Origin of the sequence: Chryseobacterium sp. StRB126 (assembly GCF_000829375.1) — a bacterium.
Classification (GTDB): domain Bacteria; phylum Bacteroidota; class Bacteroidia; order Flavobacteriales; family Weeksellaceae; genus Chryseobacterium.
The window spans coordinates 614,373-637,808 of record NZ_AP014624.1; the positions used below are offsets into that span (position 1 = coordinate 614,373).

At 39.5% G+C, this 23,436-nt stretch carries 1 protein-coding gene (cut by both window edges); it reads right to left on the reverse strand.

All 23,436 nt of this window come from inside a single coding sequence — locus tag CHSO_RS02750, non-ribosomal peptide synthase/polyketide synthase (protein ID WP_045492111.1), on the reverse strand. Of the gene's 44,241 coding nucleotides, 5,940 precede the window and 14,865 follow it; the stretch shown corresponds to coding positions 5,941-29,376, spanning codon 1,981 (complete) through codon 9,792 (complete); reading right to left, the first codon wholly in view occupies window positions 23,434-23,436. The start codon and the stop codon both lie outside this window.

Genomic DNA, 23,436 nt, shown 5'->3' on the forward strand with positions numbered 1-23,436 from the left:
AGTAAGATATCCTGAAATACTGAAACGAAGCTGCCCGCTCAATACACCACCATTGATACTGATGATATGACTGTCTCTGTTGCCTTTTCCTATTGAAAGACCGGTATCTTCGGTTGCAATAAACCATATTTTTTCGCCGGAATGGTCTTCCTGATCCAGTTGTCCCAGATAATTGAATCCAATCTTTGGAAGTTCATGGTTAGTATAGCCTACAAGTCCTCCGTATCCGATACCATGGTCCGGAATTTCTCTTAAAGCCTCTTTTGTCAATATCACAGTCTCACCCGCATTTCTTCCTGTATCCAACAATAACGGATACATGGAAGTAAACCAGCCTACCGTTTCCGTAATATCCAGGTTAGAGAATACATCTTCACGCCCATGTCCTTCCAATACGATAGCATGTCGGGATGTTCCGGTGAAATCTGTAAGTGCTGATGCTAATGCTGCCAACAGCAGATCATTGATTTCTGTTTGGTATACATGATGACTTCCTCTGATCAGTTTTTCGGTAGTATTCTGATCCAAAAGAAGAATATCATGATGGTATTCGGCACCGGAAATTTCCTCCAGGATCTGATTGCTTACATCTACCTGAGAAGTTATTCCGTTCCAATAGGTCAATTCTTTATCTCTGGATTCTGTATCTTCAGATTTATAATTTTTAATCGCCTGTACCCATTGACGGTAGCTGCTGCCTTTTTTAATCTGGTAATTTTCTCCTTTTTCAAGTGCCTGATAGATGTTTCTGAGATCTTCAAGAATGATTCTCCAGCTCACTGTATCAATGATCAGGTGATGGAAAGCAAAGAATACTCTTGCACTTCCGTCATGATAACCATTGATATATCCAATCTGATATAATGGTCCGTTTTCAATATCGAAATTGGACTGCCAGGCTGTGAATATCTCAGCTAATTCTTCCTTATTCAATTGGGAAGCATCAAGATAATTGATTTTGGCTGCTGTATTCTGATCACCGTAATACTGACTGTAATTTCCGTTTTCAAATGGATAATACAGTCTGAATGCATCATGTTTTTCAATCAGGAGCTCAATACTTTGCTCTAAAAGATCGTTATCCAGCTCAGGAACATTAATCAAGAATGCCTGATTCCAGTGGTTCGAATCCGCAAGGTACCCTTTTTCTTTTTCACTAAAGAACCATTCCTGAACAGGGAGAAGCGGAACTTCACCTGTAAGGATTCCCTGTTCCGTAAGGATCTCAACTTCTGTTCCTGACTTTTTCTCTTCCATCAGGATAGCCAATGCTGCCACTGTTCTTGAGGAGAATATTTCTTTCACGCTCAGTCTTACCTCCAGGCGTTGCTTTATTTTTCCCACCAGCTGAATACTGATGATACTATCTCCTCCTAATCTGAAGAAATCATCATGAATACTGATACTTTCAGCATTGATTCCCAGTACTTCTCCATAAATTTCTACAAGACTCTTCTGAAGTTCCGTTTCCGGAGCAGAATATTCTTTGTTTCCTGTGAAATCAGGTTCCGGTAATGCTCTTTTATCCAGTTTTCTATTGATGGTTAATGGTAAAGCTGTTAAATGAACAAAAGCTCCGGGAACCATATATTCAGGAAGGGTTTCAGATAAATATTCTGAAAGTAATACTGAATCAATCATCATATCAGAAACATAGTATCCGGCCAGATATTTAATTCCTGATTTATTTTCTTTGCCTATTACTGCAACCTGTCTAATGCCTGGATAACTTAATAAAGTATTTTCAATCTCTCCTAATTCGATACGATAGCCACGGATTTTCACCTGGAAGTCATTTCTTCCTATATATTCCAGCTCTCCGTTTGACAGCCAGCGTACTAAATCCCCTGTCTTATACAATCTGCCATTCTCTCCTTTTTTATACTGCTCCGGAGTTTGGAATGGATTAGTGATGAATCGTTCTTCTGTCAATTCAGGACGGTTCAGATAGCCTCTGGCAATACCCGCACCACCAATATAAAGCTCTCCGGCGGCTCCTACAGGAACAGGACGCAGATAATCATCCAAAACATAAACGGTCATATTACCAATAGCACCTCCGATATTCAACGGATTGCCATCTTCGTTATAATGGTGTAAAGTGGCACATACGGTACTTTCTGTAGGTCCATAGGCATTGATTAGATCTACTCCCTGTTCTTTATACAGTTTCATTACCTGAGGATTAGTAACATCTCCTGCCACCACCATTTTTTCTAAAGGAAGAATATGATCTTTTGTAAGAAGTACCGGTGGTATAGTCGCAATACTGATATTATTTTCCTCTATATACTGTTGTAAAGCAGCAAGATCCGTTTGCTTGTCTTTTTCCAGAATATAAATACTGTGTCCATGCGTAATGGCTGGATATAATTCCCAAACATGGGCATCGAATACATAGTTAGCGTACCACAGGCAGTTTTTATGAACTGATTCTGATTTCAGACCAAATTCTTTAGCTTCCTGCTCTATTAAGTTGGCTACACTTCTATGCTCAATCATTACTCCTTTTGGAAGTCCTGTAGTACCGCTGGTATAAATTACATAAGCCAGATTCTCAGGTTTCACTTCTGTTACAGGATTTTCTGAAGACACCGTTTCAAGAATTGCCTGGAAAGTGATTGTATTGAGTGAAATAACTTCTGCTGATGTATTCTTTATTTTTTCTGATGTATTTTCTTCTGCAAGAATGATTTTAGCTGCCGTATCCTGAAGAATATGCTCTATTCTGTCTGCCGGATATGAAGGATCCATCGGCACATAAGCGGCTCCGGATTTTAATACCGCCAGGATGGCAATCAACATGTGCTCGGAACGGTTCAGACATAATGGAACAATATCATCCGGTTGAAGACCATAAGTTTCAATAAGATGATTGGCCAAGCGATTGGCACGTTCATTAAGTTCATGGTAAGATAATCTTACGTCCTGATACACTACTGCAATATAATCCGGAGTTTTGGCAACCTGTTTTTCGAATAACTTGTGAATGGTTATATCAGAAGGATAAAATCCTTCTGTTGCATTCCATTCTTCCATCATTTTTTTACCAGTATCTTCTGTTATTAAACGAAGGTGGGATAGCTGGATCGTTTCCAGGTTCATGTCATTACCAAATGCCTGTTCAAGCAGATACAGATAAGAATCAATCATATTATTGACTGTTTCTCTTGCAAAAATTGTCTTGGCATAATTGAACATTCCCTGAATGGTTTCTTCTCCATCATCAATCATAGTAGACAAATCAAACTTAGCCACCTGATAATCCGTATCTCCTTCATAAGGATGGAATAATACCTCTGTATCATCAGTATTTCTTCCGAAACTCTGAAGACCAAACATCACCTGAAATACCGGATGACGGGACATATCCTGCTCTACACCGAGTTCTTCAACCAGTTTTTCGAACGGAAGATCCTGATGAGACTGCGCCTCCATTACGGACTGAGCGATCTGAAGAATAAAGTCTTTAAGATTTTGCTCTGCATCAATGGTTTCTCTTAAGGCCAATGTGTTCACAAAGAACCCAATCATATCTTCAAGACCTGCATGATGTCTGTTGGCAATAGGACTTCCTACTACAATATCATCCTGACCGGAATAAGCAGACAACATCAGATAATAGCCTCCAAGCATCACACTATATAAACTTACTCCCAGATCTTTAGATGTTTTTCTCAAGCCGTAAGCTACTTTCGGAGGCAGTACAAAATGAATGGTTTCTCCATCATAAGAAACCTGATGAGGTCTCTTAAAATCTACAGGCAGGTTCAGGGTCTGGAAATCATCCAGTTTTGTTTTCCAATAGTCTACCTGACGATCAAGTCGCTCTCCGGAAAGGTAATTTCTCTGCCACAACGCAAAGTCTTTATATTGTGCCTTAACTTCCGGAAGTTGAGGCTCTTCACCCTTGATAAGGGCATTGTAAATTATTTGTATTTCTTTTAAGAAAATATCCGTTGACCAACCATCAAATGCTATGTGATGAATCACAACAGACAAATGATGGTGGTCTCCTAACCTAAAAATGCTAATTTCTATAGGAAGTTCTTCATCCAGACGGAAGATTTTATTGGAAACTCTGTTGATTTCCGCGTCCAGTTCCTCTTTAGTATCTACATCGTGTAAATGAATGGTCGGAACCTGGTCAAGAATCAACTGATATCCTTTACCTTCGTCTGTTGAACGGATAATGGTTCGTAATACTTCATGTCGTATTACAATGGTTTCGAGTGCCTTCCCTATTATTGAAAGGTCTGTTTTTTCATTCAGACGAACAGTCATAGGAATGTTATAGGCACTGCTTCCTCCTTCATAAGTTTCAATAAACCAAAGTCTTTCCTGAGCAAATGATAGTTTTTGCTCTTCAGGAATATTTACTTTTATCGGAATAATTGTAACCTGTTCATCAATATTATTTTGATCATTTAACGCTTCTGAAAGTGAGGCTACCGTTTTATGGCCAAATATCACGGCTACCCCAACCTGCATATCCAGAGTTCGTTTGATAGCACTGATTAATTTGATGGCCATGATACTGTTTCCTCCAAGGCTGAAGAAATCATCATGAATACCGATTCCTGAAGCATCCAGTCCAAGGACTTCACCATAGATCTGGCATAATTTCTCCTGTAATTCGGTCTCAGGGGCTGTGTATTCTCTGCCTCCTGTAAATTCGGGTTCAGGTAACGCTCTTCTGTCTAGCTTTCCGTTGATAGTAAGCGGTAATGATGTTAAATGAACAAAAGCTGCAGGAACCATATATTCTGGTAATACCTCTGATAAAAATGCGGTAAGATCGTTTACTTCATTCGCTTTTTCTGATACGTAATATCCAACAAGGTATTTCAGTCCGGCTTTGTTTTCTTTGGCTAAAACAACGGCTTGTTTTACCTCAGGGTATTCCTGAAGCCTGTTTTCAATCTCTCCTAGCTCAATTCTGTATCCGCGGATCTTCACCTGGAAGTCATTTCTTCCGATGTATTCCAGCTCACCATCGGCAAGGTAGCGTACCAAGTCTCCTGTTTTGTACAGGATTCCATTACTTCCCTGATTCTTCTCTTCCAAGCTCTGGAAAGGGTTGCTGATGAAACGTTCTGCGGTGAGCTCTTCACGATTCAGATAGCCTCTGGCAATTCCCGCTCCGCCTACATAAAGCTCTCCTACAGCGCCTACTGGAACTGCTCGAAGGTGTTTGTCAAGGATATACATACCCTGATCTGGAATATTCTCTCCGATCAATGAAACTTTATCCAGGTCTTCTGCACTCAGTTTCTTGTAGGTTACATGGACGGTAGTCTCTGTAATTCCATACATGTTTATGAGTGTTGGTGCAGAATGATAACGCTCATACCAAGGTTTTAAAGAAGCCAGATTTAGCGCTTCTCCTCCGAAAATAACATAACGAAGGTTTGTTAACTGTTCTTCTCTTTGAAGTGCGGTATCAATAAACTGATAGAATGCAGTTGGAGTCTGGTTGAGTACCGTTAAGCCTTCTTTCATACATAAGCTGAAGAATAAATTCGTGTCTTTGGTCTGTTCAGAGGATGGAACTAATAATTTTCCACCATAGAACAACGCTCCCCAGATTTCCCATACACTAAAGTCAAATACGTAGGAATGGAATAAGCTCCAGACGTCCTTGTCATTGAACTGATACCAATGATCGGTGGCACTGAATAAACGCGCTACATTGCGGTGTTCCTGCAGTACTCCTTTTGGCATTCCCGTTGTTCCACTGGTGTAGATTACATACGCCAGATGACCAGAAGCCACAGAAGTAACCGGATTCTCAATGCTGCTGTTTTTAAGAACAGTTTCAAGCTTAGGACCGTTTAAAATAAGCATGGAAGTAGTGTCTCCACAAGCTTCAAGAACATTAAGTTCTGAACCTGCTTGTGTGATGACAATTTTTGCGCCTGTATCCAAAAGAATATGTTTGATTCTGTCTGCAGGATATGATGGATCCATCGGTACATAAGCTCCTCCGGATTTTAACACGGCCAGAATAGCCACAAGCATTTCTTCGGAACGCTCCAGGCACAGAGGAATGAGATCATCAGGCTGAATATCATACATTTCAATAAGATAATTCGCCAAACGGTTGGAACGTTCATTAAGCTCACGATAAGATAATCTTACATCCTGATAGACAACAGCTGTATGATCTGGTGTTCTTTCAACCTGGGTTTCAAATAACTGATGAATGGTAGTATCACTCGGATAGTGAACGCCGGAAGACCACAGCTTGGAAACTGTTTTATATTCTTCCTGGGTCAGATAAGATAATTGTTCGGATGAAATTTCTGAATTTTCAAGGATCTGATCCAAAACAGTGTTCATTCCACTGATTAATTGCTGTATCATGCTTTCTTCAAACAGATACCCTTCATAACTGATATTTAGCCAAACCTCATCACCCGCTTCATAAGCTACGATACCCAATGGATAATCCAGGCGCTCTACAGAGCCTTTAAATACAAATGACAATTCATTATCCTCATCGCCTTTCGGAGCCGGATAGTTTTCGTATACAAACAAGCTGCTGAAAATTCTGCGTCCGTCATGCTGAAGGCTGGCAAGATTTACACTACTATGGGTATTAAGTTCACTGATTCTGTTTTGGATTTCTGAAATAATATCTGCTACTTTACCCTCGGTATGGCTCACGATCAACGGTAAGGTATTGATATACAACCCAACTGATGATTCAATGCCATCTACCGGAATACTTCTTCCGGAAACTGTAGTTCCTACCACCGTAGACTGAGTTCCACTGTAAATCGCCAATTGTTTGTGCCATAAGTATTGAAGTACAGCATTGATGGTAAACCCATTCTTTGCCGTAAGTTTCTTCAATTTTTGGTATTGTTCACCACCAATCGACATTTTTATGGAGCGGTGATCTACAATCTGCTTATATTCGGACAGGTCAATATGCTTCTTCGAATCTTTGATCCAACCGCTTATATCTTCACGGTCTTCAAGGAGTCCCATGTAGCCTTTCCAGAAGTCAGAATTTGAATCTTTATGGTTCTGAAGATACTTTTGGGCTTCTGCATACGCTTCATCCGGTGCCGGAGAAAGTTCCTGATTTTTAATGAGTTTTAAATAAGCCTCATGAATAAGTGTAAGGAATATAGGCATGCTCCATCCATCAAGAATGGCATGATGATTACTGAACAGACAGGTATAATGCTTCTCTGAACGTTTGAATAAATATATTCTGAAAAGACTTCCTTTTGCAAGATCGTATACTTCGAAACGGTCTTTCTGAGTAAGTTCCGTAATCAGATCTTCCTGTTGATCTTTGTTCATTTCACTCAGATCGTGATAACGCCAGTCAAGAGTTCCTTTTTTGTCAATGATCTGAACAATCTCTTCACTCCAGTCAAATCTCAGTCTTAATGTAGGAAGCTGATTTTGAGTATATACCCATGCTTCTTTCAGCTTTTCAAGATTCATTTCAGAAAGATAATCCCACACCAGTTGTACACGGTAGGCATCATCAGTATCTCCCTGATTCAATGCATGATACACAAAACCTTCCTGTAAGCTGTTAGCAAGATATACACCTTCTACTGCTCCGGATTCCTGAATATACATCAGCTGATCTTTAGCAACGATATTCTCTGTATCTGATGGTGTTAACCAGGTTCTCTGTTCTGTTGTTAATTCATCAACAATCTGTTTTATATATTCTTCGAATTTTTGAGTAAGCAGATCTACCTGATCCTGTGAAAGATACCCTGATATTCCAAAGCGAAGCTGTCCGTCGGCAATGGCTCCGTTGACACTAATGATATAACTGTCTCGGTTTTTATCACCCATGGAATTTCCACTGTTTTCCCCTGAAATATACCAGGTTTTCTCGCCTGTATTTTCTTCCTGGTCAAGCTGCCCAAGATAGTTGAAACTGATTTTTGGAAGTGCCTGTTCAGTATATCCTACAAGACTGCCATACCCAATTCCATTATTTGGAATACCTCTCAGCGATTCTTTTGTTAAAACCACCGTATCTTTTACATCTTTCCCGGTTTGCAGCAGTAATGGATACATGGAAGTAAACCATCCCACCGTTTCTGTAATATCCAGATTATTGAACACCTCTTCACGGCCGTGACCTTCCAGAAGAACGGCATGTCCTGATGTTCCGGTAAGATCTGAAAGTGCAGAAGCAAGAGCAGATAATAAGATATCGTTGATCTGAGTATGATAAACATGATGAATCTCTCTAATCAGCTTTTCTGTATAGCTTTCTTCCAGACTAAGGTTTGCAAAATGATAATCCTCAGAAGATATTTCAGCTAAAATATCATTGTTTTTCGCAACATTTCCAGCTGTATGAGCCCAGTAAGCAAGTTCTTTGGTTCTGGCTTCGGAGTTATCAAGAAGATATCCTTTTACAGCCTCAGTCCATTGGCGGTAGCTGCTTCCTTTTACAAATGCTTCAGGCTGATTTCCTTTTTCCAGCGTCTGGTATATATTTTTCAGATCTTCCGTAATAATTCTCCAGCTTACAGCATCAATAATCAAATGGTGTAATGCAAAGAAGATTCTTGCGTTTCCATCTTTGTACCCATGAACATATCCAATCTGGAATAAAGGTCCTTTTTCTATCTCAAAATGAGACTGCCATTCTGTGAATACTTTGGAAAGGTCTTCTGATGACATTCCTGAAATATCAAGATCTTTAATTTCCGGTATATGCTCTATTCCGTACTGTTGAGTATAGGTATTATTTTCTTTTGGATAATAGATTCTGAAGGCATCATGTTTTTCAATAAGCAGCTTTATACTTTGTTTCAGTAATTCCGTATTAAGTTCAGGAACAGTAATCAGGAAAGATTGATTCCAGTGATTAAGATCTCCTACATAGCCTTCTTCAACCAAATTAAGGAACCATTCCTGGATAGGTAAAAAGGATAAACTTCCGGTAAGCTGACCTTGTTCCGTCAGAATCTGAGTTTGTTCTTCTTTAGCCTTGCTTTCCATTAATTCGGAAAGTTTCAGGACTGATCTGGTGGTAAAAATATCTTTAACACTTACTCTTATATCAAGCCTTTGTCTGATTCTGCTGACAAGCTGAATACTGATAATACTATCACCTCCTAATCTGAAGAAATCATCATGAATACCGATTCCTGAAGCATCCAGTCCAAGGACTTCACCATAGATCTGGCATAATTTCTCCTGTAATTCGGTCTCAGGGGCTGTGTATTCTCTGCCTCCTGTAAATTCGGGTTCAGGTAACGCTCTTCTGTCTAGCTTTCCGTTGATAGTAAGCGGTAATGATGTTAAATGAACAAAAGCTGCAGGAACCATATATTCTGGTAATACCTCTGATAAAAATGCGGTAAGATCGTTTACTTCATTCGCTTTTTCTGATACGTAATATCCAACAAGGTATTTCAGTCCGGCTTTGTTTTCTTTGGCTAAAACAACGGCTTGTTTTACCTCAGGGTATTCCTGAAGCCTGTTTTCAATCTCTCCTAGCTCAATTCTGTATCCGCGGATCTTCACCTGGAAGTCATTTCTTCCGATGTATTCCAGCTCACCATCGGCAAGGTAGCGTACCAAGTCTCCTGTTTTGTACAGGATTCCATTACTTCCCTGATTCTTCTCTTCCAAGCTCTGGAAAGGGTTGCTGATGAAACGTTCTGCGGTGAGCTCTTCACGATTCAGATAGCCTCTGGCAATTCCCGCTCCGCCTACATAAAGCTCTCCTACAGCGCCTACTGGAACTGCTCGAAGGTGTTTGTCAAGGATATACATACCCTGATCTGGAATATTCTCTCCGATCAATGAAACTTTATCCAGGTCTTCTGCACTCAGTTTCTTGTAGGTTACATGGACGGTAGTCTCTGTAATTCCATACATGTTTATGAGTGTTGGTGCAGAATGATAACGCTCATACCAAGGTTTTAAAGAAGCCAGATTTAGCGCTTCTCCTCCGAAAATAACATAACGAAGGTTTGTTAACTGTTCTTCTCTTTGAAGTGCGGTATCAATAAACTGATAGAATGCAGTTGGAGTCTGGTTGAGTACCGTTAAGCCTTCTTTCATACATAAGCTGAAGAATAAATTCGTGTCTTTGGTCTGTTCAGAGGATGGAACTAATAATTTTCCACCATAGAACAACGCTCCCCAGATTTCCCATACACTAAAGTCAAATACGTAGGAATGGAATAAGCTCCAGACGTCCTTGTCATTGAACTGATACCAATGATCGGTGGCACTGAATAAACGCGCTACATTGCGGTGTTCCTGCAGTACTCCTTTTGGCATTCCCGTTGTTCCACTGGTGTAGATTACATACGCCAGATGACCAGAAGCCACAGAAGTAACCGGATTCTCAATGCTGCTGTTTTTAAGAACAGTTTCAAGCTTAGGATCGTTTAAAATAAGCATGGAAGTAGTGTCTCCACAAGCTTCAAGAACATTAAGTTCTGAACCTGCTTGTGTGATGACAATTTTTGCGCCTGTATCCAAAAGAATATGTTTGATTCTGTCTGCAGGATATGATGGATCCATCGGTACATAAGCTCCTCCGGATTTTAACACGGCCAGAATAGCCACAAGCATTTCTTCGGAACGCTCCAGGCACAGAGGAATGAGATCATCAGGCTGAATATCATACATTTCAATAAGATAATTCGCCAAACGGTTGGAACGTTCATTAAGCTCACGATAAGATAATCTTACATCCTGATAGACAACAGCTGTATGATCTGGTGTTCTTTCAACCTGCGTTTCAAATAACTGATGAATGGTAGTATCACTCGGATAGTGAACGCCGGAAGACAACAGCTTAGAAACTGCTGTATTCTGTTCTTCAGAAATCAAATCCAATTCGGATATAGCAAGGCTTTCTGTATCATTGATTTCTGCGATCTGACCAAGCAGGAACAGATATGTATTCAGCATATTCTGAACGGTTTCTTTTGAGAAAACAGATTTCGCATAGTTGAACATTCCCTGTAAGCTATGGCCGATATCGTTAATCATGGTCGTCAGATCAAACTTAGCTACCTGATAATCAATATTTCCATTGAAAGGATATAGCAATGTGGTTTCATTTTCCGGTTGAGAAACCTCTTCCCCAAAACTCTGAAGTCCAAACATCACCTGGAATACAGGATGTCTTGAAGTATCTTTCTCTACCCCAAATTCTTCCACTAGTTTTTCAAAAGGAAGATCCTGATAAGATTGTGCCTCTGTTACCGATTGGGCAACCTGTAAAATAAAGTCTTTTACCTGTTGATTCGGATCAATAGTTTCTCTGAGTGCCAGTGTATTGACAAAGAACCCGATCATATCTTCAAGACCTGCATGATGACGGTTCGCAATAGGACTTCCTACAATAATATCATCCTGCCCGGAATAAGCGGAAAGTGTTAAATAATATCCACCTAACAAAATACTATACAAGCTTACTCCAAGATCTTTTGACAGATTTTTCAACTTCTGGGTTTGCTCCGTATCAAGGCCGAAATAGATATTTTCTCCTTCATAGGATATCTGAGCCGGTCTCTTGAAATCTGTTGCCAGATCAAGATTTTGGAATCCGCTAAGTTTGTTTTTCCAGTAGCCTATTTGCTGTTCAAGTCTTTCTCCTGTAAGATAATTACGCTGCCATAGTGCAAAATCCTTGTATTGAATCTTTAAGGCAGGCAATTCGTGTGGCTGCCCTTCTTTAATAGCATTGTAAATACTGATTAATTCTTTTAAGAAGATGTCTGTGGACCATCCGTCAAATGCGATGTGATGAATCACTACTGATAAATAATAACTTTCTTCAAGCTTGAAGATGTTGATATCTATAGGTAATTCTTCTTCCAAACGGAAAATCTTATTGGCTGCACAACTCACTTTTTCTTCTAGCTCCTGCATTGTTTTCACCTCATTATGATGAATGGCTGGAATATCATTCATTACCAATTGCCAACCCTTTCCTTCATCGGTCATGCGAATAACAGAACGAAGCACTTCATGACGCATTACAATAGCATCCAGAGCTTTGCAAAGGATCGTAATGTCTGTATTTTTATCTAAAAGGAAGGCCATTGGAATATTATAAGCGCTGGTTCCGCCTTCATAATTTTCAATGAACCACAATCTTTCCTGGGCAAAAGATAAACTCTGCTCTTCAGGAATATTAACTTCTACAGGGGCAATATTTATCTGTTGATTACCCTGAGTTTCATCTGATAAAACGGATGATAATAAAGCAATGGTTTTATGATTGAATATTTTTGAAACTTCTACCTGTAGCTGTAAAGCCTGTTTAATCTTACTGATCAGCTTAATGGCCATGATACTGTTTCCCCCCAATCTGAAGAAATCATCATGAATGCTGATGGAGTCTGCATCTAATCCTAATACTTCGCCATAAACCTGACAAAGCTGTTTCTGAAGGAAGGTCTCCGGAGCTGTGTATTCTTTACTGCCTGTAAAATCCGGCTCCGGAAGAGCTTTTCGGTCTAATTTCCCGTTAATGGTTACTGGTAATTTAACTAAATGCACAAAAGCACCAGGAACCATATATTCAGGAAGAGATGCCGATAGGTATTCTGAAAGCAGTTCTGAATCTATAGCCGCATCAGAAACATAATAAGCAGCCAGATATTTCAATCCTGCTTTATTTTCTTTGGCCAATACAGCAACCTGACGGACTTCAGAATATCCCAGTAAAGTACTTTCAATCTCTCCTAATTCGATACGATAGCCGCGGATTTTCACCTGGAAGTCATTTCTGCCCACATATTCCAGCTCACCATTTGGTAACCAGCGTACCAAATCTCCGGTTTTGTACAATCTTCCGTTCTCCCCTTTTTCATTTTGTTCAGAGGTTTGAAAAGGATTTGAAATAAAGCGTTCTTCCGTTAGTTCGGGACGATTCAGATAACCTCTTGCGATACCCGCTCCTCCAATATACAATTCTCCTACAGCTCCTACAGGAACTAATCGATTTTGCTGATCAAGAACATATGCATAGGTATTGGCAATCGGGGCACCAATATTCAATGGATTTCTATCTTCTTTATAGTAATGAAGTGTTGCACAGACTGTTCCTTCTGTAGGACCATACTCATTCACAAAAATAATATCATCAATATTTTTATCCAGAGCAGGAAAACTTTCTCCTCCGGCAAATATGAGTTTCAGGTTCGTTCCATTCTCTACCACTTCTCTTAACAGAACAGGCGGAATAAAGGAAACTTCAATATTATTTTCTTTGATATATTCATTAAGCCCTCCTACTGAGGTTCTGAGATCATTGCTATATAACCACAAGGTATTTCCATTGCATAATACCGGGAATGCTTCATATACAAAGGCATCAAATACATAGTTGGAGTAGCATCCTACTTCCTGATATTCTTGAAGTTGGTGAGCCTTTATCATTGATTCAATGAGGTTTATCACCCCTGAATGTTCAATCATTACTCCTTTTGGCAATCCTGTTGTTCCGCTGGTATAGATTACATAGGCAAGATTATTGGCGCTTACCTGGGTAACAGGATTTTCAGATGATGCTATTTCAAGTTTTGCTTTAAGATTGATATCGTCTAAAGAAATAACCTCAACAGGTGTATTTTTCAGTTTTTCTGCTGTACTTTCCTGTCCGATCACCAGTTTTGTCTGAGTATCCTGAAGAATATGCTGTATTCTGTCTGAAGGATAGGACGGATCCATCGGAACATAAGCTGCTCCTGATTTTAGTATGGCAAGAATGGCGATCAGTATATTTTCAGATCGCTCCAGGCATATTGGTACCAGATCATCCGGTTGAAGCGCATAGTTATCACTCAGATAATGAGCCAGCTGATTGGCTTTTTCATTCAACTCCTGATAAGAGAAACGGATATTCTGATACACCAAAGCTGTTTGAGAAGGAGTCTTTTTCACCTGATCTTCAAAAAGCTGATGGATTGTTATTTCTGATGGATATGCTTTATAAGTCGCATTCCATTCTTCTGTTAATTTTTTATACTGAACATGAGGGACCAGATTCAACTCGGAAAGAGTCATTTCATTCTGAGCATCACCTTCTGCTATCTGCTCCAGTAAAAACTCATAAGAACGGATCATATTGCCTGTCGTTTCTTTTGAGAAAATGGCTTTAGCGTAGTTGAACATTCCTTTGATATGGTCTTCTCCATCATCAATCATGGTCGTCAGATCGAATTTAGCCACCTGATAGTCTATTTCTCCATCAAAAGGATAAAACAGCTTGTTCTGATTATTTTGAGAAGAATCCCCTCCAAAATTCTGAAGACCAAACATCACCTGGAAAACCGGATGTCTTGAGGTATCCTGCTCTACTCCAAGTTCCTCTACCAGCTTCTCAAATGGCAAGTCCTGATGAGACTGTGCTTCGGTAACTGATTTTGAAACCTGAAGAAGGAACTCTTTAAGCTTTTGTTTGGGATCTAATGTTTCTCTCAATGCCAATGTATTGACAAAGAATCCAATGATATCTTCCAGCCCTGCATGATGACGGTTGGCGATAGGACTTCCTACCACAATATCATCCTGTCCTGAATATGCAGAAAGCATCAGATAATAGCCTCCTAACATGACTGAATACAGGCTTATTCCAAGGTTTTTAGATAAAGTTCTCAGTTTTTCACTCTGTTCTTCATCTAAGCTGAAATATAGATTTTCTCCTTCGTAAGAAATCTGGGAAGGTCTTCTGAAGTCAGTCGGAAGATCCAGATTCTGGAAATCGTGAAGCTGATCTTTCCAGTAGTTAATCTGTTTTTCAAGACGTTGCCCAGCAAGGTAATCACGTTGCCATAAAGCATAATCTTTATACTGTACAGGCAGATCAGAAAGCCCCTGAGGCTTTTCATTATTGAGAAGAGCTTGATAGATCGTCTGAATTTCTTTGAGGAATATATCCGTAGACCATCCGTCAAAGGCAATATGGTGAATGACTGCTGACAGATAATATTGGTTTTCGAATCTGAAAATGTTTATTTCAATAGGAATTTCTGTCTCAAGCCGGAAGATCTTATTGGCACATTTGTTTATGGCTTCTTCTAGGTCTTCTCTCTTGCTTATTTCGGTCACTTTCCATTCAGGCATAGTATCAGTAACAATCTGATATCCTACACCATCTTCTGTTGTTTTAATGACAGAGCGCAGCACTTCATGACGTTTAATAACCGCTTCAAAAGCTTTCTTCAGTACGGAAATATCTGTTTTTTCATCCAGAATTGCCGTCATTGGAATGTTGTAGGCACTGCTTCCGCCTTCATAAGTCTCTATAAACCAAAGCCTTTCCTGGGCAAATGATAATCTTTGTTCCTCCGGAGAATTTACTTTTACAGGGGTAATGGCAACCTGTTCTTCAGGCTGAGTTCCATCGGCTAATACATCAGCCAAAGAAGCAATCGTTTTGTGGCTGAAAATAGCCGCTACTTCTACCCTGATACCAAGAACCTGCTTAATCTTGCTGATAAGTTTGATCGCCATGATACTGTTTCCTCCTAATCTGAAGAAATCATCATAAATTCCTATATCTGCTGAATTTAAACCCAGAACCTGAGCATAGATCTGACATAATTGTTTTTGAAGTTCAGTTTCAGGTGCTGTATAATCCGTTCCTGCTGTAAATTCAGGTTCCGGAAGGCTTCTTCGGTCAAGTTTTCCATTGATCGTTAATGGCAAAGAATTAAGATGCACAAATGCTACAGGAACCATATATTCCGGTAATGTCTGTGATAAGAATGTAGTAAGAAGTCCCGACTCTATTGAAGAATCTGAAACATAATACCCTACAAGGTATTTAAGACCTGTCTTATTTTCTTTAGCCAACACAACCGATTGTTTCACGTCCGGATATTCCTGAAGCCTGTTCTCAATCTCACCCAGCTCTATTCTATACCCACGGATTTTTACCTGGAAGTCATTTCTCCCAATATATTCAAGGTCTCCGGAAGGCAGATAACGCACAAGGTCTCCGGTTCTATAGATGCGCCCGTTTTCACCTTTTTCTTTTTGCTCTTCCGTTTGGAAAGGGTTTTTCAGAAAGCGTTCCAAAGTGAGTTCATGACGATTCAAATAGCCTCTGGCAACCCCTGCTCCACCAATATAAAGTTCTCCAATGGCACCTACAGGTACAGGACGATAATAAGAATCAAGAACATAAATACTGGTATTCGCAATTGCTTTTCCGATATTGTTTACGTTGGAATTGGTATTAACAAGTGAGGTAACAGTAGTTTCAGTAGGGCCATAGGAATTCACCAACTTAAATGCTCCATCTTTTAATTTGTTATGCAAATCTGTAGGTAAAGCTTCCCCACCTGAGTTAAGTATACGTAAACTCTTCACCTTAGTTACATCAATACTTTGCAGTACGGAAGGAGTAAGGTGGATATAAGAAACGCTATGATCCGTTAATGTTTTTACAAAAGCCTCTTCGTTGAGTAAAAGCTTCTGACTTTCTATCAATACCAGCGTATTTCCATTTAATACAGCCAGTAATATCTGCTCTACTGAAGCATCGAAAACATAGTTCGCAAACTGAAGGATAACATCAGTTTTGTTTAAACCATAACGTGGATAAAGGTCATGAATTAAATTAACCGCTCCTTTATGTTCTATCATCACCCCTTTAGGCATACCCGTGGTTCCACTGGTATAGATCACATAAGCAAGATTCCTGTCATTAACCTCAGTAAGAGGATTATTGGTATTCATCCTTGCAAGTATGCTGTTGAAAGACAGGCTGTCAAGAGATAAGACATCCAGGTTTCCTTCTGTATTTTGAGTTATGATTTCTTGTGTACTTTCCTGAGCAAGAACCAATAAGGGGTTTGTATCCTTTAAAATATGCTGTATTCTTTCGGCAGGATATGACGGATCTATCGGTACATAAGCTGCTCCCGCTTTCATTACTGCAAGAATGGCAATAAGCATATGTTCTGAACGGTCCAGGCAAAGAGGGATCAGATCATCCGGTTTAATATTATAATTCCCTGTGAGATAGTTAGCTAAACGATTTGAACGTGCATTCAGTTCCTGATAAGACAGCTCTATATCTTTACATATCAATGCCGTATGATCAGGGGTTTCTGAAACCTGATCTTCAAATAGCTGATGAATGGTCTTTTGCGAAGAAATGGAAACCCATGTATTATTCCAGTCCTCTGTAAGATTTCTATATTTTTTTTCAGTTAAAAGAGAAATTTGCCCTGTTGTTATATTTTGATTATCAATAATCTGATCAAGGATGGTTTCCATACCTTCCATCAGTTGATTCATCGTTTCTTTTTCAAACAGATGACCCTCGTAGTTTAAGGAGAATGAAACTTCATTTCCTCTTTCAAATGCCACAACACCCAGAGGATAATCCAGCTTCTCCACCGAATCTCTGAAAACAAAACCAAGTTCATCATGATCTTCTCCGTCAGGTACAGGATAGTTTTCAAACACAAATAAGCTGCTGAAAATTCTTCGTCCATCATGATGAAGTTCTGCCAGGTTAATATCACTATGTGTATTAATATCACTGATTCTGTTCTGAATTTCTTTGATATGATCAACTACTTTTCCTTCCTCATGGGTAATGATTAATGGTAATGTGTTGATGTATAACCCTGCAGACAATTCAATTCCATCTACCGGCAGGCTTCGTCCAGATACCGTTGTTCCTACAACCGTTGTACTAAGACCTCCATAGATTCTCAACTGCTGATGCCATAGATATTGTAGTATAGCATTTACGGTTAATCCGTGGGTCTTTGTAAAGCCTTTAAGCAAATTATACTTATCTCCGCTGATCGTCATTTTTACCTGTTGATGATCCTGGATATGGCGGTATGTCCCTAAATCAATATGTCTCTGAGATGTTTTAATTAATCCGCTTAAGTCTTCCTGATCCTCCAAAGACTTCATATAGGTGTTCCAGAACCCTCTGGCTGTTTCTTTATGATCCCGAAGGTATTTCTGGGTATCTGTATAAGCATGGTCTGGTACAACAGCAATCTCCTGACCTTTGGTAAGATTAAGATAATTTGTATGAATACTGTTCAGAATAACAGGTATGCTCCATCCATCCAGGATTGCGTGATGATTACTGAACAGACAAGTATATTGGTCTTTTGAACGTTTAAACAGGTACACTCTGAAAAGGTTCCCTTTGGAAAGATCATATCCTTCAAAACGGTCTTTTGCAGTAATTTCTTTAATGAATGTTTCCTGAGCTGCTTCAGCCATATCACTGATATCCTGATAGCGCCAGTCTACATTTCCATTTTTATTGATGACCTGAACAATCTCACCGTTCCAATCGAACCTCAACCTTAATGAGGGATAAGCAGCCTGGGTAAGTCTCCAGGCCTTATTAAGACTTTCAACATCAAGAACAGCATGATAATCCCACAATAGCTGAACTCTGTAGGCATCATCTTTTTCTCCCTGATTTAAAGCATGATACACAAATCCTTCCTGCAAACTGTTGGCAGGATATACGCCTTCTATTTCTGCTGTCTTTTGGATTTCCGTAAGCTGTTCAAAATCTACCACATAATCTACATCGGATGGAGTAAGATAACTTTGCGTTTCCCTGGAAAGGGTTTCAACAATAGTTTCAATACTGTGTTTAAAGTTTTCCGTAAACAGTTCAATCTGTTCTTCTGATAAATATCCTGCAACGTCAAAGCGTAACTGTCCATCCACAACAGCACCATTCATACTGATATAATGACTGTCGCGGTTATTTTTTCCTATTCCCAATCCTGCATCTTCAGCTGCAATAAACCAACTTTTTTCTCCTGTTTCCTGATCTAATTGCCCTAAATAATTGAAGCTGATCTTTGGAAGCTCTCGTTCTGTATATCCTACCAGACTTCCATATCCAATGCCGTTGTGAGGAACGCTTCTAAGGGATTCTTTCGTCAAAATGATGGTATCCGTTAATCCTTTTCCATTTTTCAAAAGTAAAGGGAACATCGTAGTGAACCACCCTACAGTTTCTGTAATATCAAGCTGTTGAAATACTTCTTCACGACCATGGCTTTCTAAAAGAACAGAATGAGTTTCTTCGCCCGTTAATTTTGAAAGAGAAACCGATAAAGCCGAAAGCAGCAGATCATTAATCTGAGTCTGATAAACGTGATGGGTATTTCGGATTAAAGCTTCTGTTATTTCTTTATTTAAAATCAGACTACTGCGATAAGAATCTTTTATTATGAAACGATTCAGCGCTTTATTATGAACTTCTGTGGTCTCTGCACCTCTATTCCAGTATAGCAATTCTTTGTTTCTGGATTCCGGATCTTCAGAACGATAGGTCTTTATAGCATTCACCCATTGACGGTAGCTGCTGCCTTTTGTATGAGAAAGGACTTTTTCTCTGTCTCCTTTTTCAAGAGACTGATAAATATTCTTTATGTCTTCTGCAATAATTCTCCAGCTTACTGTATCAATAATCAAGTGATGAAACGCGAAATACAATCTGGCACTGCCGTCCTCATAACCGCTGATGTATCCTATCTGATACAATGGACCTTGCTCAATATCAAAACCTGACTGCCATTCTGTAAGGATTTTTGATAGTTCTTCTTTATTCAGAACAGACACATCTAAATACTTGAGAGACGGAAAAATTTGAGTATTTCCATAGATTTGAATAAATCCATTATTGTTTCTTTCAAATTTTAACCTGAATGCATCATGCCGTTCTATCAAATGCCGGATAGACTCTTCCAGTAATGCATGATCAAGCTCAGGAACATTCATCAGGAAAGCCTGATTCCAATGGTTGAAATCTTCAAGATATCCCTGTTCTTTCTGACTGAAGAACCATTCCTGGACAGGAAGTAAGGAAACTTCTCCTTCTAGTATTCCCTGCTCTGCTATAATCTGTGTTTGTTCTTTCTGCTTCTTCTCTTCAATAAGCAAAGACAAAGCAGCGGTTGTTCGGGATGTAAACACCTCTTTCACGCTCACCTTGATATCAAGCTGCTGCCTGATTCTTCCCACCAGCTGAATACTGATGATACTATCACCTCCTAATCTGAAGAAATCATCATGAATACTAATAGTTTCGGCATCAATTCCCAATACACCTCCATAAATCTGGCATAGTTTGGTCTGAAGTTCAGTTTGTGGAGCAATATAATTTTTACTTCCTGTAAATTCAGGTTCCGGAAGCTGTTTTTTATCCAGCTTTCCGTTAATCGTGAGCGGAAGGGCCTCTAAATGAACGAAAGCTCCGGGAACCATATACTCCGGCAAAGATTCTGATACATATTCTGAAAGAAGATGAGAGTCTATCTCATAATCAGAAACATAATATCCCACCAGGTACTTTAATCCTGCTTTATTTTCTTTAGCTAAAACTGCTGTCTGGCGAATGCCCGGGTAGCGTACTAGTGTGTTTTCAATTTCTCCTAATTCAATTCTATAGCCACGGATTTTTACCTGGAAATCGTTTCTGCCCATATATTCCAGCTCTCCATTAGAAAGCCAGCGCACCAAATCACCTGTTTTATATAGTCTTCCGTTAAGACCTTTTGTTTTTTCTTCTGAACTTTGGAAAGGATTGATAATAAACCGTTCTTCCGTAAGCTCCGGGCGGTTCAGATATCCTCTGGTAATCCCTGCTCCTCCAATATAAAGTTCGCCTATTGCTCCCACAGGAACCGGGCGTAGAGTATCGTCCAAGACATATGAGGTCATATTTCCAATAGGACCACCTATATTTATTGGATTGTTGTCTTCTTTGTAGTAATGAAGGGTGGCACATACTGTACCTTCTGTAGGGCCATAGGCATTAATAATATTCACTCCTTCAGCCTGATAAAGAGCCATCAGCTGCGGATTGGTTACATCTCCTGCTACCATAAGCTTTTCCAGGGGTAAAATATAGTCCTTGGTAAGCAATACAGGAGGAATTGTCGCAATCCTGATATCATTCTCTCTGATATAGTGCTGTAAAGCAGCAATATCCGTCTGCTTTTCTTTATCCAGCAGATAAATGCTATGGCCATGAGTAATGACTGGAAACAGTTCGGCTACATGCGCATCAAAAACATAATTGGCATACCAAAGACATTTCTTCAAGGTGGGCAGCGTGGTATTCAACTCAAGGTCTTTGGCAAATTGAGTTACAAGGTTTGAGACTCCCCGATGTTCTACCATTACTCCTTTCGGAAGTCCTGTGGTTCCACTGGTATAAATCACATACGCTAAATTTTCAGCTTTTGTATTAGTTCTTGGATTGTTTAGATCTGCTATTTCCAATTGTGCTTTACACTGAACCTCATCCAGAGAAATAAACTCTAAGTCATGATCTTTCAATTTCCCGGCTGTACTCTCTTGTCCTATTACAATTCTGGCACAGGTATCTCCAAGAATATGGCTGATCCTGTCTGAAGGATATGACGGATCAACCGGTACATATGCACCTCCGGATTTCAGAACGCCTAAAATAGCAATCAACATATTTTCAGAGCGTTCCAGACATAGAGGTATAATTTCGTCCGGTTGAACATTATATTTTCCGATCAGATAATTGGCTAATCGGTTTGATTTTTCATTTAATTCTCTGTAAGAAAGCTGAATATCCTGATATACCAATGCAATATGATCCGGAGTTTTTATCACCTGATCTTCAAAGAGCTTATGAATAGTTTTACCGGTTGGATACTCAGTAACGGTGTCATTCCAGTCTTCTATTACTTTTTTATATTCTGTAGTATTAAGGAACTGGAAATCATTAATTTTAATATTCGCTGCATTTTCAGTACTTATCGCTGCAATCTGTTCTAAAAGCAGAACATAAGTGTCTTTCATTTTCAGGATGGTATCTTTACTGAAAAGAGAAACTGCATAATTGAACATTCCTTTTATCTTTTCCTCTCCATCGTCGATCATCGTAGTCAGATCAAATTTTGCAGCCTGATAATCTATTTCCCCTTCAAAAAGGGAGAATAAGGTATCTTTTTGAGCTTCCCTTCCAAAGCTTTGCACACCAAACATCACCTGGAATACCGGATGACGGGACATATCCTGTTCCACACCCAGTTCTTCCACCAGCTTCTCAAACGGAAGATCCTGATGCGATTGCGCTTCTGCTACAGATTGAGATACCTTAAGAATAAAGTTTTTAAAACTCTGTTCAGAATTCACATTTCCTCTCAGTGCCAATGTATTAACAAAGAAACCGACAATATCTTCAAGACCTGCATGATGACGGTTGGAAATCGGGCTTCCAACAATAATATCCTCCTGACCTGAATAAGCAGAAAGCATCAGGTAATATCCACCTAACATTACGCTGTATAAGCTTACTCCAAGATCTCTGGAAATTTTTCTCAATCCTGAAGCTACCTCCGGAGACAAATCAAAGTAAATGGCAGCGCCTTCATAAGAAATCTGAGCCGGACGTTTGAAATCCAAAGGTAAATTAAGAGACTCAAAGTCTTCTAATATCCCCTTCCAATAATTAATTTGCTTATCCAGGACTTCTCCTTTCAGATAATTTCTCTGCCAAAGGGCAAAGTCTTTATACTGAACGGCAAGATCAGGAAGCTGAAGAAGAGTTTTGTTAATTAAGGCTTCATAAACTGCCTGAATTTCTTTCAAAATAATATCTACAGACCATCCGTCAAATGCAATATGATGAACTACTATAGATAAATAATACTGATTTTTCAGCCTAAACAGAGTGATATCTACAGGAAGCTCTTCTTCCAGATGGAACACCTTATTGGCCACGGAATTGATAGCTGTTTCCAGTGCTTCTCCGGTATTTACTTCTACTATTTTGAATTCCGGCATAGAGTCTGTAACAACCTGATAGCCTATCCCTTCTGCTGTTGTTTTAATTACAGAGCGAAGGATCTCATGGCGTATAATGACTGTTTCCAAGGATTTTTGTAGTTCTTCCAACCGGACATCCGGACTCAAAGTAAGCACCATTGGAATATTATAAGCACTGCTTCCACCTTCATACGCTTCAATAAACCAAAGTCTTTCCTGTGCAAAAGATAAGCGCTGGTCCTCAGGTGAGGAAACCATCACAGGCTCTATATGTATATTTTCTTCCTGGAATTCGGTTTCCAGAAAAGAGGCAAGTGAAGCAATTGTTTTATGATTAAATACAGAAGTTACCTGAATACGGATATCCAGATAATTTTTAATCTTACTAATCAGCTTTATGGCCATAATACTGTTTCCTCCCAAACGGAAGAAATCATCATGAATACTGATCTCTTCAGCATCAAGTCCTAATACTTCCCCATAAATACGGCAAAGTTTTTCCTGAAGCTCAGTTTGTGGAGCTGTATATTTTTTGATTCCGGTAAATTCTGGTTCCGGTAAAGCTCTTCTGTCTAATTTCCCGTTGATTGTTAAAGGAAGAGCATCAAGCTGTACATAGACTGCAGGAATCATATATTCCGGCAATGTTTCCGA